Origin of the sequence: Bradyrhizobium sp. BWC-3-1 (genome assembly GCF_032917965.1) — a bacterium.
In the GTDB taxonomy this organism is placed as follows: domain Bacteria; phylum Pseudomonadota; class Alphaproteobacteria; order Rhizobiales; family Xanthobacteraceae; genus Bradyrhizobium; species Bradyrhizobium canariense_D.
In genome coordinates this window covers 304453-318755 of record NZ_CP136625.1, presented here as the reverse complement: position 1 = coordinate 318755, position 14303 = coordinate 304453, and the positions used below count along the sequence as shown (strand labels likewise).

Annotated in this window: 14 protein-coding genes; 8 read left to right on the top strand and 6 right to left on the bottom strand. The window is 64.1% G+C overall.

Annotated features, from left to right (window positions below):
• Window positions 1–90: 90 nt before the first annotated feature.
• Complete coding sequence (locus RX329_RS01515; protein ID WP_018459759.1) at window positions 91–393, bottom strand: 4a-hydroxytetrahydrobiopterin dehydratase; 303 nt, start codon at window positions 391–393, stop codon at window positions 91–93.
• A gap of 154 nt (window positions 394–547) precedes the next feature.
• Between RX329_RS01515 and RX329_RS01510 the strand changes: the two genes are divergently transcribed.
• Both RX329_RS01510 and RX329_RS01505 read left to right on the top strand, forming a co-directional pair.
• The gene (locus RX329_RS01510) at window positions 548–1993 is read left to right on the top strand and encodes a TAXI family TRAP transporter solute-binding subunit (protein ID WP_085359645.1); all 1446 of its coding nucleotides are present in this window, start codon (window positions 548–550) and stop codon (window positions 1991–1993) included.
• A 102-nt stretch (window positions 1994–2095) separates the two neighbouring features.
• A complete protein-coding gene (locus RX329_RS01505; RefSeq protein WP_085359677.1) occupies window positions 2096–3637 on the top strand; it encodes an alkaline phosphatase D family protein in 1542 nt (513 codons plus the stop codon).
• A 10-nt stretch (window positions 3638–3647) separates the two neighbouring features.
• Here RX329_RS01505 and RX329_RS01500 read toward each other — a convergent pair whose 3' ends face one another.
• On the bottom strand, window positions 3648–4049 hold the full coding sequence (locus RX329_RS01500; RefSeq protein WP_085359643.1) for a response regulator: 402 nt from the start codon (window positions 4047–4049) through the stop codon (window positions 3648–3650).
• A 155-nt stretch (window positions 4050–4204) separates the two neighbouring features.
• Here RX329_RS01500 and RX329_RS01495 point away from each other — a divergent pair, with 155 nt between their 5' ends.
• The 6 genes from RX329_RS01495 (at window position 4205) to RX329_RS01470 (ending at window position 10895) form a co-directional block, all read left to right on the top strand.
• Complete coding sequence (locus RX329_RS01495; protein WP_085348517.1) at window positions 4205–4969, top strand: Crp/Fnr family transcriptional regulator; 765 nt, start codon at window positions 4205–4207, stop codon at window positions 4967–4969.
• Between the two features lie 79 nt (window positions 4970–5048).
• Complete coding sequence (locus tag RX329_RS01490) at window positions 5049–5765, top strand: prolipoprotein diacylglyceryl transferase (protein ID WP_085348518.1); 717 nt, start codon at window positions 5049–5051, stop codon at window positions 5763–5765.
• Entirely contained in the window at window positions 5746–7176 is a 1431-nt protein-coding gene (locus RX329_RS01485) for a radical SAM protein (protein ID WP_085359641.1), read from the top strand. The genes RX329_RS01490 and RX329_RS01485 overlap by 20 nt, the downstream gene beginning before the upstream one ends.
• Window positions 7173–7442: a hypothetical protein gene (locus RX329_RS01480; protein ID WP_018459752.1), complete on the top strand. Its 270-nt coding sequence runs from the start codon at window positions 7173–7175 to the stop codon at window positions 7440–7442. The genes RX329_RS01485 and RX329_RS01480 overlap by 4 nt, the downstream gene beginning before the upstream one ends.
• Window positions 7443–7698: 256 nt before the next feature.
• Entirely contained in the window at window positions 7699–9525 is a 1827-nt protein-coding gene (gene typA / locus RX329_RS01475) for a translational GTPase TypA (protein ID WP_085348520.1), read from the top strand.
• Window positions 9526–9650: 125 nt separating this feature from the next.
• Entirely contained in the window at window positions 9651–10895 is a 1245-nt protein-coding gene (locus RX329_RS01470; protein WP_085384729.1) for a flavin monoamine oxidase family protein, read from the top strand.
• A gap of 88 nt (window positions 10896–10983) precedes the next feature.
• Here RX329_RS01470 and RX329_RS01465 read toward each other — a convergent pair whose 3' ends face one another.
• Genes RX329_RS01465 through RX329_RS01450 form a run of 4 tightly spaced genes read right to left on the bottom strand, consistent with a single transcriptional unit; the run spans window position 10984 to window position 14082 of the window.
• Window positions 10984–11391 carry a thiol-disulfide oxidoreductase DCC family protein gene (locus tag RX329_RS01465; protein ID WP_085348521.1) on the bottom strand — a complete coding sequence of 136 codons (408 nt, stop codon included), beginning with the start codon at window positions 11389–11391 and terminating at the stop codon, window positions 10984–10986.
• Window positions 11391–12710: an SDR family oxidoreductase gene (locus tag RX329_RS01460; RefSeq protein WP_085359639.1), complete on the bottom strand. Its 1320-nt coding sequence runs from the start codon at window positions 12708–12710 to the stop codon at window positions 11391–11393. The genes RX329_RS01465 and RX329_RS01460 overlap by 1 nt, the downstream gene beginning before the upstream one ends.
• Before the next feature lie 8 nt (window positions 12711–12718).
• Window positions 12719–13186, bottom strand: coding sequence for a DUF2269 family protein (locus tag RX329_RS01455; RefSeq protein ID WP_085359637.1), 468 nt, complete (start codon window positions 13184–13186; stop codon window positions 12719–12721).
• Window positions 13183–14082: a dienelactone hydrolase family protein gene (locus tag RX329_RS01450; protein WP_085359635.1), complete on the bottom strand. Its 900-nt coding sequence runs from the start codon at window positions 14080–14082 to the stop codon at window positions 13183–13185. Before RX329_RS01450 ends, RX329_RS01455 begins: the two co-directional genes overlap by 4 nt.
• Between the last annotated feature and the right edge of the window lie 221 nt (window positions 14083–14303).

Below are 14303 nucleotides of genomic sequence, written 5' to 3'. Positions count from 1 at the left end.
TTCGACAAACTCCCCGTTCCAGCCTGGGTGGCAGATCGCCGCATCCCGTGCTGATCACAAGATGGGGACGCGGCCTTCCCCTGCAAGACGTCAGCCTGGTGTCAGCTTGGCGATGGCGTTCATCGCCTTGGCGAGCTCGATGTCGAGCGCGGTGACGCCGCCGGCGTCATGGGTCGACAGCACCACCTCCACCGTCTTGTAGACATTGCGCCATTCGGGGTGGTGGTCCATCTTCTCGGCGACCAGTGCCGCGCGGGTCATGAAGCCGAACGCCTCGTTGAAATCCTTGAAGACAAAGGTTTTCCCGATCGCCTCGCGTCCTTGAGCCTCGGTCCAGCCAGGTAGTTCGCCCAGCGCCTGCCTGCGTGCCTCCGCCGAGAGCCGTTCTGTCATCCTCGCCTCCGTCCTTTCAGGGGAACTTTACCCTAACACCGCACTGACGCCCCGGGTTCATACGGGATTGGACCCCATCCGCTAACCATGACGGAGATGTAACCCTGCCGGACAAGAAATTTGCTACACTTGCAGGCGTAAACCGCCGGCCAAGATGAAACTGAGCCTCAAGCGAATGTTCGGGAGATCGATGACCGGGGGATTGGACCTGGCCGAAGCGCCCACCCCGTCCTCGCCGCGATCATCGGCGCGGAAGACGGCGCTCGTGACTCTCGCGCTGGTGCTCGCGATCGTCGGCGCGCTCGCCGGCGGCTACTATTTCGCCATGCGGCCGGTGACGCTAAAGATCGCGGTCGGCCCCGCCAACAGCGACGACGTCAAGGTCGTGCAGGCACTGACCCAGGCCTTCGCGCAGCATAAGAGTTCTGTGCGGTTGCGCCCGATCCAGACCGACGGCGCCACCGCCAGCGCCAATCTGCTCGCGGAAGGCAAGGCCGATCTTGCCATTGTGCGCGGCGACGTCGACGTACCGAAGAACGCGCAAGCGGTTGCGACCCTGCGCAAGAACGTCGTGGCGCTATGGTCCGTGTCCGGCAAGGGCAAGAAGAAGGGCGCGAAGATCACCAAGATCGCGCAGCTCGCCGGACATCGGGTCGGCGTGGTCGGCCGCACCCAGGCCAACGTCAATTTGCTCAAGGTGATCCTGCAGCAATACGGCGTCGATCCCGCCAAGGTCGAGATCGTGCAATACCCGGCAACCGAAGCCGTCGAAGCGATCAAGGCGCAGAGGGCTGATGCCTATCTCGCGGCCGGTCCCGTCAACAGCAAGATCACGGCGGAGGCGATCGCCGCTTCCACCAAGGATTTCGGCACGCCGACCTTTCTCGCGATCGATTCCGCGGATGCGATCGCCCAGAACCATCCGGTCTATGAAGCGGCCGAGATTCCCGCGGGCACTTACGGCGGCTCGCCCGATCGTCCCGATGACGAGGTCAAGACCATCAGCTTCTCGCACCACATCGTGGCGCGCAAAGCAGTGTCCGAAACCACCATCGCGGCGTTCACGCGCCAGCTTTTCTCCGTACGCCAGCAATTGGTGACGGAATTCCCGCTGGCGGCGAAGATCGAAACGCCCGACACCGACAAGGATGCGGTGATTCCCGTGCATCCCGGCGCCGCCGCTTTCGTCGACGGCGAAGAAAAGACCTTCCTCGACAGATACAGCGATTACATCTGGTGGACCCTGATGGCGCTCTCGGCCATGGGCTCGATCGGCGCCTGGTTTGCGGGCTATTTGAAGAAGGACGAGCGCGACAACAACAGCCATCTGCGCGAGCGGCTGCTCGACATGATCACCGCCGCTCGAAAGAGCGAAACGACCGAAGATCTCGATCAGATGCAGACCGAGGCCGACGAGATCCTGCGCGACACGCTGCGCTGCTACGACCACGGCGCGATCGAGGAAGGTGCGCTCACCGCCTTCAACATCGCGCTCGACCAGTTCCATGCGGCGGTTGCCGACCGCAAGGCGGTGCTGTTCAGCCTGCCGCAGAACCTGCAGCGCGCCGGTGCCCAATTCCGGGCCGCTGGCAACGCGTAAGCGCTCGCGCGTTATCGCCGCGTCACATTGTCTCAATATAGCGTCTGCTTCACCATGGCGACCGCCCTGGCGATCGCCTCACGCGACATCGAGACCGTCTTCATGAACATCAAATTCTCCCGCCGCCGTTTCCTGACGACCAGTGCCGGCGCGCTCGGCGCGGTCGCAATGCCCCATCTCTCCCGCGCGGCCGACCGGCCGGCGGTGACCCATGGCGTGCAGTCGGGCGACGTCACCGTCGACAGCGGCGTGGTCTGGGCGCGCACCGACCGGCCCGCACAGATGCTGGTCGAGGTGGCGACGACGGAGTCGTTCAGGGATGCCCGCGCGCTGCCGCCGATCGCGGCGCTGCCCGAGAGCGACTTCACCGCGAAGATGCTGATCGAAAACCTGCCGGGCGGACAGGACATTTTTTATCGCGTCCGCTTCCGCGATCTTTCGCACACCGCGGTGGAGGGCGAGCCGGTGACCGGCCGCTTTCGCACCGCACCCGCCGACCGTCGCGACGTCAGCTTCGTCTGGGGCGGCGACGTCGCAGGACAAGGCTGGGGCATCAACCCTGATGACGGCGGCATGTTCACCTTCTCGGCGATGCGCAAGCACCGTCCGGATTTCTTCCTGCACTCCGGTGACACCATCTATGCCGACGGCCCTATCCAGTCCGAGGTGAAGCTCGTGGACGGCAAGATCTGGAAGAACGTCACGATTCCCGAGAAGGCCAAGGTCGCCGAGACGCTGGACGAGTACCGCGCCGCGCACAAATACAATTTCACCGACGACAATCTTCGCGCCTTCAATGCCGAAGTGCCGATCTTCGTGCAGTGGGACGACCATGAGGTGACCAACAACTGGTCGCTGTCGAAGGAGCTGCCGGCGACCTACAAGGAGCGCGACATCGCACTGCTTGCGGCCCGCGCAAGCCGTGCCTTCCACGAGATGTATCCGATGCGCGAGAGCATCGTCGAGCCCGGCCGCGTCTATCGCCAGATCTCCTATGGTCCCCATCTCGACGTGTTCGTGCTCGACGAGCGCAGCTATCGCGGCCCGAACGGCCCCAACCTCGAAACCGTTTACGGCCCGGCCAGCTATTTCCTCGGCCCGGACCAGATCGCCTGGCTCAAGCGCGGCCTGTTGAATTCTCGCGCGACCTGGAAGGTGATCGCCTCCGACATGCCGCTCAGCCTCGTCGTGTCAGATACGGCAAAGGGCGGATCGGAAGCCATTGCGCAGGGCGACGGCCCGGTGCGCGGCCGCGAGTTCGAGATCGCCGACATTCTGCGTTTCATCAAGATGGCGCCGATCAGCAACACCGTATGGCTGACCGCGGACGTGCATTACGCCGCCGCGCATTATTACGATCCGAACAAGGCGCAATTCCAGGATTTCGAGCCGTTCTGGGAGTTCGTGTCGGGGCCGCTTCACGCGGGCACATTCGGTCCGAACGCGCTCGACAATACGTTTGGGCCGGAGGTGCGTTTCGTCAAGGCGCCCGGGAAAGACAACCAGAACCTGCCGCCGTCCGCCGGCATGCAGTTCTTCGGTCACGTCAAGATCGACGGCGCCTCCGGCCAGATGACGGTGACCTTGCGCGACCGCGCCGACGTCGCGCTGTGGTTGACCACGCTCGATCCGAAGCCGGCCTGACGCCGTATCGCTAGTTCGCCGCGCGGACCTGGAGCGCCGCCTCCAGCGCGTCGCTCGAACACGGCTTCTGCAATCGCGGCTGGCCGGCGAATTCGGGCGGGATGCGCGCGTCAGCGCCGTAGCCGGTGACGAACACAAAGGGAATTTTCAGCGCCGCGAGCCGTTCGGCGACGGCAAAGCTGTTCTCGCGACTCAAACCGACGTCGAGCAAGGCGAATTCGGGGGCGTGCGCCGCGATTGCGGCCAGCGCCTGCGCGACTGAACCTACCGTGCGCACGCTCTTCACGCCAAATCCGAGCAGGCGATCCTCGAAGTCGATCGCGATGATCGGATCGTCCTCGACGATGAGGACATCGGCGGGACAGTTCGAATCATCGGAAACGGCGGGTGCCATCATCGTAACTTGGAGCATGAGGTTTCTCTGACTGGGATACCGCGTCACGACGCCTGTACCCGGCGCGGAGGTTCCCGGAACGAAACCACCACATCACAGTTGTTAGGTCTGTCTACTTGTGCACACAGGACCTCGTCGGAACTCGCTAATGTGGAGGCGGATGGGAGTTTAGGATGGACGCGCGGACCAGCAACGCCACCGAGATCGATAGCCGGCCGACCAACAATCTGCTGCGGCGCTTGAGCCCGGCCGACTTCGCGCTGCTCGCACCGCACATTACCGTCGACACGGCCGGGGCGAGCGAGCTGCTCTACAATCCCGGCGACGACGTCCAGGTCGTCCATTTCCCCTGCGGACCGTCGCTCGCGACTTTCCTCGTTCCCAATGAGGACGGCCGTGACGTCGAGACCATCCTGGTCGGCCGCGAAGGCGCGGTGGGCGGCATCGTCAGCGAGGGTTATCTGCCGGCCTATACCCGGATCTGCGTGAAATTCGGCGGGCCGTTTGCGCGAATTCATGTCAGCAAGCTGGAGGCTGCCAAGCAGCGCTCGCCCTCGTTGCGCCATGTCTTCGCTCGCTACGCCGACTGCATGCTGGCTCAGATCTTCCAGTCCACCGCCTGCAACGCCATTCACTCGATCGAGCAGCGCACCGCCAAATGGATGCTGGCGGCGATGGAGCGGACCGGCGACGAGAGCAGCGTGCCTCTGACGCACGAGCAGCTCGCGACACTGCTCGGCGTCGGCCGCAGCTATGCCAGCCGCGTGCTCCAGTCGTTCAAGGCGGAGGGCGTGCTCGACACGCGACGCGGATCGATCCTGGTCCGCAACCGCGAGGGCCTGCGCCTGCGCTCCTGCCTGTGCAACGAGGCCGTGAAGATGCACTTCGAGGAGGTGCTGCGCGGCGTCTATCCGACCGAGGAGAGGCAGGCCGGCTAGCCGCCTGACTCGCTCCTCTTGGGGGATAAGAAGCGGCCGCACTATCCCGCCGCGGGGGAACCTGGGCTAATGTCCCCGCATGAGCGGGGCTTTCCTTCACACTCTCTTCGACATCGCGGCGTGGCTGGCTGCGGCCGTGGCGCTCTACTGGCTGTCGCGACAGGGCTTGCGGTTTCCGGCGCAATCCTTCGAGCGGTCCTACCTCGCCGCTTTGGTGTTCGGTGCGGGCCTTGGCGCCTATCTGTTCGGCTCCGCGAATCTGTGGCTGTCCGGCCAGAGCGGCATCGCGCGCTCCGTGGAAGGAGCGCTGGTCGGCGGCATCGCGGCGATCGAGCTCTACAAAAGGTCCGCAGGGATCACGGTCCGAACCGGCGCCCGTTTTGCGCTGCCGCTGGCGCTCGGCATCGCGATCGGCCGGCTCGGCTGCTATTTCGCAGGCCTCGACGATTTCACCTACGGCACGCCGACGGCATGGCCCTGGGGTCATGATTTCGGCGACGGCATCCCGCGCCATCCCGTGCAGCTCTACGAAAGCGCCGCGATGGGGGCGTTCGCGCTGCTCTACGTGGTGGCCGTCTTGAACCGGAGCGCGTTTGTGATCACCAATGGTTTCTACCTCGTCCTCGTCTATTATGGCGCACAGCGCTTCCTGTGGGAATTCCTCAAGCCCTACGGCACGCTGCTCGGCCCCTTCACGCTGTTTCACCTGCTGTCCCTGTCCATTCTGCTCTACGCCGTCGTCATGCTGGCGAGGGCGCCCAAAGCGAGACCCATGCATGAACGCGCCGTTGCGTAAGTCGCGCCCCTATATCTTCTGGGGCCAGACCCAATCTCTCTGCGAGACCTGCCTGAAGCTGGTGCCGGCCAAGATCCAGATCCTCGACAACGAGGTTTGGTACCAGAAGCGCTGCAAGGAGCATGGCGTCCAGTCCACGCTTGTGTCGACGGACGCCGCCTATTGGCGCCTGTGCAAGGATTTCATCAAGCCGGGCGACCGGCCGCTGGCCTTTCAACGGCATACCGAATTCGGCTGCCCCTATGATTGCGGCCTGTGCCCCGACCACGAGCAGCATTCCTGCCTCGCGCTGATCGAGATCACCGAGCATTGCAATCTGACCTGCCCGGTGTGCTTTGCCGATTCCTCGCCGGCGCGGACCAGCTTCACGCCGCTGGCCAAGGTCGAGCGAATGCTGGACGCGCTGGTCGCGAGCGAGGGCGAGCCTGATTTGGTGCAGATCTCCGGCGGCGAGCCGACGCTGCATCCCGACTTCTTCGCGATCCTCGATGCGGTGCGCGCCCGCCCGATCCGCCATGTCATGATCAACACCAACGGCCTGCGTATCGCCCGCGAAAAGGATTTCGTGGCGCGGCTCGCCGAGAACAAGCGCGGGCTCGAGGTCTATCTCCAGTTCGACTCGCTCGAACGCGACGCTTTGATCAATCTGCGCGGCGCGGATTTGCGCAAGATCCGTCAGCAGGCGCTGGAGAATCTCGAGCATTACGGCGTATCGACCACGCTGGTGGCGACCATCAAGCGCGGTGTCAACGATGCCGAGATCGGCGACATCGTCCGCCACGCGCTGACCTGGAAGTGCGTTCGCGGCGTCACGCTGCAGCCGGTGCAGGACGCCGGCCGCAACGAAAATTTCGACAAGAACACCGATCGCATCATGCTGTCGGAGATCCGCAAGCGCGTGGTCGAAACCGGCGTGTTCGGCGACAAGGACATGATCCCGCTGCCCTGCAATCCCGAAAGCATCTCGATCGGTTACGGCCTGCGCAACGGCAAGAAAGTGCTGCCGCTGACCTCGCTGATCCCGCAGGAGCAACTCGTCGCATTGTTGCCCAATACGATAAGCCCGGAGAAGCATCCGGCGCTGAGGGAGAAATTCATCGATCTGTTCTCGCTGTCCTCGGGACCGCTGAACACGAGCGAGCGCGTCTGCGAATTGCTGTGCTGCCTGCCGAGCTTCGAGGTGCCGCAGGGAATCACGTACGAGAACGTATTCCGCGTCACCATCGTGCAGTTTCTCGATCGCTTCAATTTCTGCGTCGGCAACGTCAAGCGCAGCTGCATCCATTTCGTCACCGAGAACGGCGCGATCATCCCGTTCGACACCTACAATCTGTTCTACCGAAACGGAAAGATCGACGGCATCCGCGCCGAACTGGCGGCGCAGTCAACCGCAGGAGTCCTGCAGGCATGAGCATCAGCGACACGCCGCCGCCAGCCCCTCCGGGACCGCCTCCTGCCCCGCCGAACAAGCGCGGCGGCTGCCTGACCGCGATCATGGCGATCTTCGGGATCCTCATGCTGCTACCCGGTGCCTGCGCATTGCTGTTCGGCGGAATGTCGGTGATCGAGGGCGGCCGGATGGGTTCCGACGTGGCACCGCTGGTGTTCGTAGGCCTGGTCGTGGGGCTGGGCGGGGTCGCCCTGATCTGGGCCGCGATCAAGGGCCGGCGCGGCTGAGCCCGGCTTTTCGCCTAACCCCCGGGAATTCCCGGACAAAATTCAATCAACCAACGGCCAAAGAACACATTGTTTTTTGGCGGTTTTTGCCTATATTGCGCCGCAACGCGTAGGGTGCCCGGTCGATATGCCGGGCTTTCCCTTTTGGGCGGAAAGCGCCCCGTTTCCAGTCTTCAAGCGTTGTTTCGAGAAGAGGTCCCGGTCTGACCGGCGAGATCGCGCTTAACCCATTGTCCGACCGCAAAGAAGCCCACTCATGAATCTTCGCAACATCGCCATCATCGCCCACGTCGACCACGGCAAGACGACCCTGGTCGACCGCCTCCTCCAGCAATCCGGCACCTATCGCGAGAACCAGAAGGTGACTGAGCGCGCCATGGACTCCAACGATCTGGAGCGCGAGCGCGGCATCACCATTCTGGCCAAGGCGGCCTCGGTGCAGTGGAAGGACACCCGCATCAACATCGTCGATACCCCAGGCCACGCCGATTTCGGCGGCGAGGTCGAGCGCATCCTCAACATGGTGGACGGCGCGCTGGTGCTGGTCGACGCCGCCGAGGGGCCGCTGCCGCAGACCAAATTCGTGGTCTCCAAGGCGCTCAAGGTCGGTTTGAAGCCGATCGTCGTGATCAACAAGGTTGACCGTCCCGACGCGCGGGCAACCGAAGTCATCAACGAGGTGTTCGACCTGTTCGCGGCGCTCGACGCCAGCGAGGAGCAGCTCGACTTCCCGATCCTCTACGGGTCGGCCAAGCAAGGCTGGATGGCCGAGAGCCCGGACGGGTCGCAGGAAGCCGGCATGCAGCCGCTGTTCGACCTGATCGTGCGCCATGTCGCGCCGCCGACCGTCGAGGAAGGCCCGTTCCGCATGATCGGCACCATTCTGGAAGCCAACCCCTATCTCGGCCGCATCATCACCGGCCGTATTTCCTCAGGCTCGATCAAGCCGAACCAGGCCGTGAAGGTGCTGGGCGCCGACGGCAAGATGATCGAGCAGGGCCGCATCACCAAGATCCTCGCCTTCCGCGGCATCGAGCGCACTCCTCTCGACGAAGCCGAGGCAGGCGACATCGTCGCCATCGCCGGCCTGACCAAGGGCACCGTCGCCGACACCTTCTGCGATCCGTCGGTCGACACCCCGCTGGTGGCGCAGCCGATCGACCCCCCGACCGTGTCGATGTCCTTCATCGTCAACAACTCGCCGCTCGCCGGCACCGAAGGCGACAAGGTCACCAGCCGCATGATCCGCGACCGCCTGCTGCGCGAGTCCGAGGGCAACGTTGCGCTGCGGGTCGTCGAAGCCTCCGACAAGGACGCAATGGAAGTTTCAGGCCGTGGCGAATTGCAGCTCGCGATCCTGATCGAGACCATGCGCCGCGAGGGCTTCGAGCTTTCGGTGTCGCGTCCGCGTGTCGTATTTCAGAAGGACGAGGCCACCGGCGCCACCCTCGAGCCGATCGAGGAAGTCGTCATCGACGTCGACGAGGAGCATTCCGGTGTCGTCGTGCAGAAGATGAGCGAGCGCAAGTCCGAGCTGATCGAGATGAAGCCGTCCGGCGGCAACCGTCTGCGGCTGGTGTTCTACGCGCCGACCCGCGGCCTGATCGGCTACCAGGGCGAGCTGCTCACCGATACCCGCGGCACCGCGATCATGAACCGTCTGTTCCACGGCTACGCGCCGTACAAGGGCGAGATCCAGGGCCGCCGCAACGGCGTGCTGATCTCCAACGACCAGGGCGAAGCGGTGGCTTACGCCATGTTCAAGCTGGAAGATCGCGGCCCGATGATGATCGAGCCGGGCTGGAAGGTCTACAAGGGCATGATCGTCGGCGAGCATACCCGCGACAACGACCTCGAGATCAACGTGCTCAAGGGCAAGCAGCTCACCAACATCCGAACCACGTCGAAGGACGAAGCGGTGCGCCTGACCCCGCCGATCCGCATGACGCTGGAAAAGGCGCTGGCCTATATCGAGGACGACGAGCTGGTGGAGATCACGCCGAAGTCGATCCGCCTGCGCAAGCGGCACCTCGACCCGAACGAGCGCAAGCGCGCGGAAAAATCCAAGGAAGCGGTGGCTTAAGGCCACTCGGACACACGACGAATGCGTCATGGCCGGGCTTGTCCCGGCCATCCACGTCTTCGATACTGGTGTCAATGACGTGGATGCCCGGGACAAGCCCGGGCATGACGATGAAATTGACCGCTATGTCCCTCCCCTCCTCCGTCGACGTCGCGATCATCGGTGCGGGCGCCGCCGGCCTCGGCGCGGCGCATGCGCTGGCAGGCCCCGGCCTCTCCGTGATCGTGCTCGAGGCGCGTAACCGGCTCGGTGGCCGGGCCTGGACGGTGCAGGCCTCGCCCGAAGTCACCTTCGACGTCGGCTGCGGTTGGCTGCATTCGGCGGACAACAACTCCTTCGTCGCGATTGCAAAGCAGCTCGATTTCGAGGTCAACAAGGACCTCCCGCCCTGGCGCGAGCGCGCCTATGGCGACGCGTTTCCGAAAGCCGAGCGCGATGATTTCATGCACGCCATGGACGCCTTCTATCAGCGGCTGTGGGAGACCGCCCAGAAGGGCCAGGATGTCCCCGCGAGCTTCAGCCTGGAGCCCGGCAATCGCTGGAATCCCATGATCGACGCGATCTCGACCTACATTAACGGCTGCGAACTGAAGGACATGTCGACGCTGGACTGGGACGCCTACGAGGACAGCGACCTCAACTGGCGCGTCCGCCGCGGCTACGGCGCGCTGATCGCGGCCTATGGCGCGCCCTGCCTGGTGGCGCTGAACTGCAACGTCACGCTGATCGATCATTCCGGCCAGCGCATCCGCATCGAGACATCGCAGGGCACGCTGACCGCGGACAAGGTGATCGTCACCGTGCCGACCAATCTGATCGCCAATGAGGCGATCCGCTTTTCGCCACCTCTCCCCGCCAAGGTCGACGCCGCGGCCGGCCTGCCGCTCGGTGTCGATGACAAGGTGACGCTGGCGCTCGACGATGCCGAAGCCTTCCCGAAGGAAGGTAATTTGCGCGGCGCCACGATGCGCACTGACATGGGCACCTATCATATCCGCCCGTTCGGCCAGCCCTGCATCGAAGGCTTTTTCGGCGGCAGCTTTGCACGCGAACTGGAAGACGCGGGCGACGGCGCCATTGCCGCCCAAAGCATCGAGGAGATCGCAGGCTTCCTCGGCAACGACATCAGGCGAAAGCTGAAGCCGCTCTACGAGTCGCGCTGGGCCCACGACCCCTTCGCGAGAGGCTCCTACTCGCACGCCCTGCCCGGCCACGCCGGTGACCGCGCCGTGCTGGCGGCACCGACCGATGGGCGGCTGTTCTTTGCGGGAGAAGCGACGTCGCCGAACTTTTTCTCGACGGCGCATGGGGCGCGGGACTCAGGGGAGCGGGCGGCGAGGGAAGTGCTGGGCGTTCTGGGCAAACCGTAACCGCACGCTCGTCATTGCGAGCGCAGCGAAGCAATCCAGAATCTTTCCGCAGCGACACGGATCGCTTCGCTGCGCTCGCAATGACGAATTACTCGATCACCCGTGCTCGCAAATCGGCGTCAGGCACGAAGCACGCATCGTACTTGCCAAATATGCGGTAACGGTTGCGCGCAATGAGGCTATACACCGGGTCGCGCAACGCTTTCGGGACGGCAAACAACGCACGCACCCAGCCCCAGCCGGGAAGCTGCGACAGCACCGTCAGCGCAGCGTCCGACTTCATGAACACCTCGCCGCCGTGAATGACGGCATTGGTGTCGGGATCAGCGGGATCGATGCCGAACGTGCGCGCGAGCCGGGCGCCATAGTCGGACTGGATCGGCGTGAAGCGAAACCTCTTCCCCGTGTCGCGCGCGGCGACGAAGCGGACCCAGCGCGAGCAAAAAATGCAGACGCCGTCGAAGAGGATCACGTCGTCGTCAGGCCATTTTGGCATCAGCGATTGTCCAACATCAAAAGCGCAACAAGCATCAGCACGATCGCCGGCCCCGTCTTCACCAGTGCGCCGAGCGGCTCGATCCAAAGGTCCGGCGTCAGGATCGCGGCACCCAACATATAGCCCAGCGAAGCCAGGATGCCTGCAACGAGCCCGAGCGCAGCGGTGCGACGGAACGCGATCAACACGCCGATGCTCATATCCATCAGGCTGGTGGCGATGGTGATGGGATCGACGAGCGCCGAGGGAAAGTTGTGCGCACTCAGGATGCCAGCAGCGGCGCGATAGGACACGAACAGCGCGATGAAACCGGAGACGCACCAGAACGCGACAAGGCTCGCGAAGATCAGCGTCTTCACCAAAAACAGCCGCGCGAACCATTTGTCCTGGATCGTGGCGGGGTGGCGCCCGACCGTCTGAGCCAGTGATTTCGGCACGATGCCCGTGGCGGCGATCCACGCCGAGGGATCGCCGGTGACGCCGCGGCGCAGCTCGGCGATGGCCGTGGAGCGCATCGGCGGTATCCAGCCGAGATAGTTGGCGACATCGCCGCCTTTCGCGTCGAGATCGAGCACGAAGGACGGCATCGCGACGCGCGACCAGCCGGCCGTACCGAACGCGATACGGAACTGCTTGATGACGCCAGCCATTGTAATCGGTTCGACCTGCATCAGGTCCCAGTTCACGGCCTTCACCGATGCGTCGTCGATATCGCGCGCGGCAAGCCAGGCAATGGTGGCGGAAATATCCTCGACAGCAACGGGCTGGAACGGCGTCGCCATCTCCTTCTCCGGCAGGTCGAGCGGGGAGGCCGCAAGCGTGCGGAGCATCGCGCTGCCGCCATAGGCCGACGGCGCGACCACGAAACCGGGCCGCAGGATGGCGTGGGGAGTGCCGGAAGCCACGATCAAACGTTCGGCCTCACGCTTCGTCGTTGCGAACGCGGTTCGATCCTCGCCGGCGGTCCCGGGAATCGAGATGTGCACAAACCGGATCGCACGGCCGCTGCCGCCAATCGCCTGAAGCAATCGTATGACGAGATCGCGATGCACCGCGTTGGTATCGCTGCCGGGGCCGTCCTGGAGCACGCCGAGGCAGTTCACGACGACATCGACCGCGTGCTCACCAAGGAGGCGCGTCAGAGCCGCCGCATCGAGGGAGAGGATCGGCAGCTCGATGTCCAGCGCGCTCATCTTCTGCGCCACCGACAGGCTGCGCGCCACCCCGATCACGCGAAATCCATGCGCGCGAAGATCGTCGGTGACGTAGCGGCCGATCAGGCCGGAGGCGCCGAGCACGAGAATGGTTCGCTGGCTCATGACCTTCCTCAAAACGGTTTTGCGATCATCAGCCAGAGGATCAGCATCGTGGCCCCGAAGCCGGGGAAACCGAACGCGAACCAGCGGCGAAACAGGACGAAATAGCGCTCCGGAAGCGCGCCACGCTGCTCGGCGGCCTTCCGCGCGAGATCGCGCATCTCGATCTGCATGAAGATCACGGGGATCCAGAACAAGCCAGCAATTGCATAGAGCGCAAGGGAGGCGAGCAGCCAGCGCTCGGCGACCGACGTTGCCGAGAGCATCATCAGCAGGCCGCCCGTGACCGGCTGGAGGATCACGGCGGACAACGTGAAGATCGCGTCGGCGATCACGACTGCCGAAGCGGTGCGCGCGATGAACGCCACGTCGTTCGTGCGATGTGCCATCAGCATGAAGAAGGCAATGCCGGTTCCGGTGCCGAGGATGACGATAGCTCCGAGCACGTGCAGATATTTGATGAGGAAATACAGCGTCATGGCTTCTTGGTCACCACGGGCTTGGGCAGGCTCAACCCACGCGCAAGCTCGGCACTCGCGGCTTTGACGCCTGCCTCGGTTTCGATCATCCAGTGGCCCTCGCTACCGACGGCCGGCGTCGTGCGGAAGTCGACCTTGCCACCGCCGCCGCGAAACGCATCGACCAACGCAAGCGAAAATGCCGGTGCAAAGTAGCTGTCATTGGCGGCAACGAGCCATGTGATGGGGATGCGCGCGGCCTTGCCGAATTCAGCCGCCGCGGCGAGAAGCGTATGCGGCGCGCAGATCCGGTTCGGCTCGTCATTGGCATGGCCGCCGCGGCCCGGCGCAATGGCGATGATGGCGGAGATCGCCTTCGGATCGGCATTCGCGAGCGCCAGCGCGCCCCAACCGCCGGCGGAATGGCCGATCACGATCGCGGCGTCCTTGCGGATAAAATCCTGCTTTCGCACATAGTCCAGCGCGAGCGCGATTTCGTCGGCCGTTGCGCGGCCCGAGCGCACGTAGTCCGCCTCGTCGCAGCCACCCTGGTCCTCGACATAGCGGCCACCGGTCGCACCATGGCCGAGCCGTTCGGGCACCAGCACGGCGAAGCCGCGCGCGATGAGGAATGCCGTGAGTGCGCGATATTCCGGCTGTGGCGTTTGCGCGCGCCGCAAGCCATTTTGCGTCGAAGCATGCGCGATCACCGCAAGCCGGAACGGGCCGGCACCCGGCGGGCGAAACAGCTGGGCATGAGCGGAGATGTCGGTATCCGGCGACGGCACGCGCCATTGCTGACGGCGAAACGGATCGCCCTCCGCTCCGGACGAACCAAACGTGACCTGAGCGCACACGGGCGGCGCGGTCAGCAAGGCCAACAGAGCCAGGAGCACGAGAATGTTGGGGATCCGCATGAATTGCCGGAGGCGAGAACAGCGACAGTTAGACTAGTAGGAACGAATCAATATCGGCAGGCTTTCTGCGTTGCCATTGCCGTTCATTCGTTGCCGCAAAGCAGTTTTGCACCGTCGCAGAGCACCCCGGTGCCATTCGAATCGGCGTCTTGTCTTTTTTCGGTACAACATGGTTCAAATACTGATGCAGAAAGTCCACACGTTAACCGATAATTAACGAT

What these genes read in the sequence shown, in the direction of transcription:
- RX329_RS01515 (WP_018459759.1), bottom strand. Translation starts at nt 393, where the DNA reads ATGACAGAACGGCTCTCGGCGGAGGCACGCAGGCAGGCGCTGGGCGAA.
- RX329_RS01510 (WP_085359645.1), top strand. Translation starts at nt 548, where the DNA reads ATGAAACTGAGCCTCAAGCGAATGTTCGGGAGATCGATGACCGGGGGA.
- RX329_RS01505 (WP_085359677.1), top strand. Translation starts at nt 2,096, where the DNA reads ATGAACATCAAATTCTCCCGCCGCCGTTTCCTGACGACCAGTGCCGGC.
- RX329_RS01500 (WP_085359643.1), bottom strand. Translation starts at nt 4,049, where the DNA reads ATGCTCCAAGTTACGATGATGGCACCCGCCGTTTCCGATGATTCGAAC.
- RX329_RS01495 (WP_085348517.1), top strand. Translation starts at nt 4,205, where the DNA reads ATGGACGCGCGGACCAGCAACGCCACCGAGATCGATAGCCGGCCGACC.
- RX329_RS01490 (WP_085348518.1), top strand. Translation starts at nt 5,049, where the DNA reads ATGAGCGGGGCTTTCCTTCACACTCTCTTCGACATCGCGGCGTGGCTG.
- RX329_RS01485 (WP_085359641.1), top strand. Translation starts at nt 5,746, where the DNA reads ATGAACGCGCCGTTGCGTAAGTCGCGCCCCTATATCTTCTGGGGCCAG.
- RX329_RS01480 (WP_018459752.1), top strand. Translation starts at nt 7,173, where the DNA reads ATGAGCATCAGCGACACGCCGCCGCCAGCCCCTCCGGGACCGCCTCCT.
- typA (WP_085348520.1), top strand. Translation starts at nt 7,699, where the DNA reads ATGAATCTTCGCAACATCGCCATCATCGCCCACGTCGACCACGGCAAG.
- RX329_RS01470 (WP_085384729.1), top strand. Translation starts at nt 9,651, where the DNA reads ATGTCCCTCCCCTCCTCCGTCGACGTCGCGATCATCGGTGCGGGCGCC.
- RX329_RS01465 (WP_085348521.1), bottom strand. Translation starts at nt 11,391, where the DNA reads ATGCCAAAATGGCCTGACGACGACGTGATCCTCTTCGACGGCGTCTGC.
- RX329_RS01460 (WP_085359639.1), bottom strand. Translation starts at nt 12,710, where the DNA reads ATGAGCCAGCGAACCATTCTCGTGCTCGGCGCCTCCGGCCTGATCGGC.
- RX329_RS01455 (WP_085359637.1), bottom strand. Translation starts at nt 13,186, where the DNA reads ATGACGCTGTATTTCCTCATCAAATATCTGCACGTGCTCGGAGCTATC.
- RX329_RS01450 (WP_085359635.1), bottom strand. Translation starts at nt 14,082, where the DNA reads ATGCGGATCCCCAACATTCTCGTGCTCCTGGCTCTGTTGGCCTTGCTG.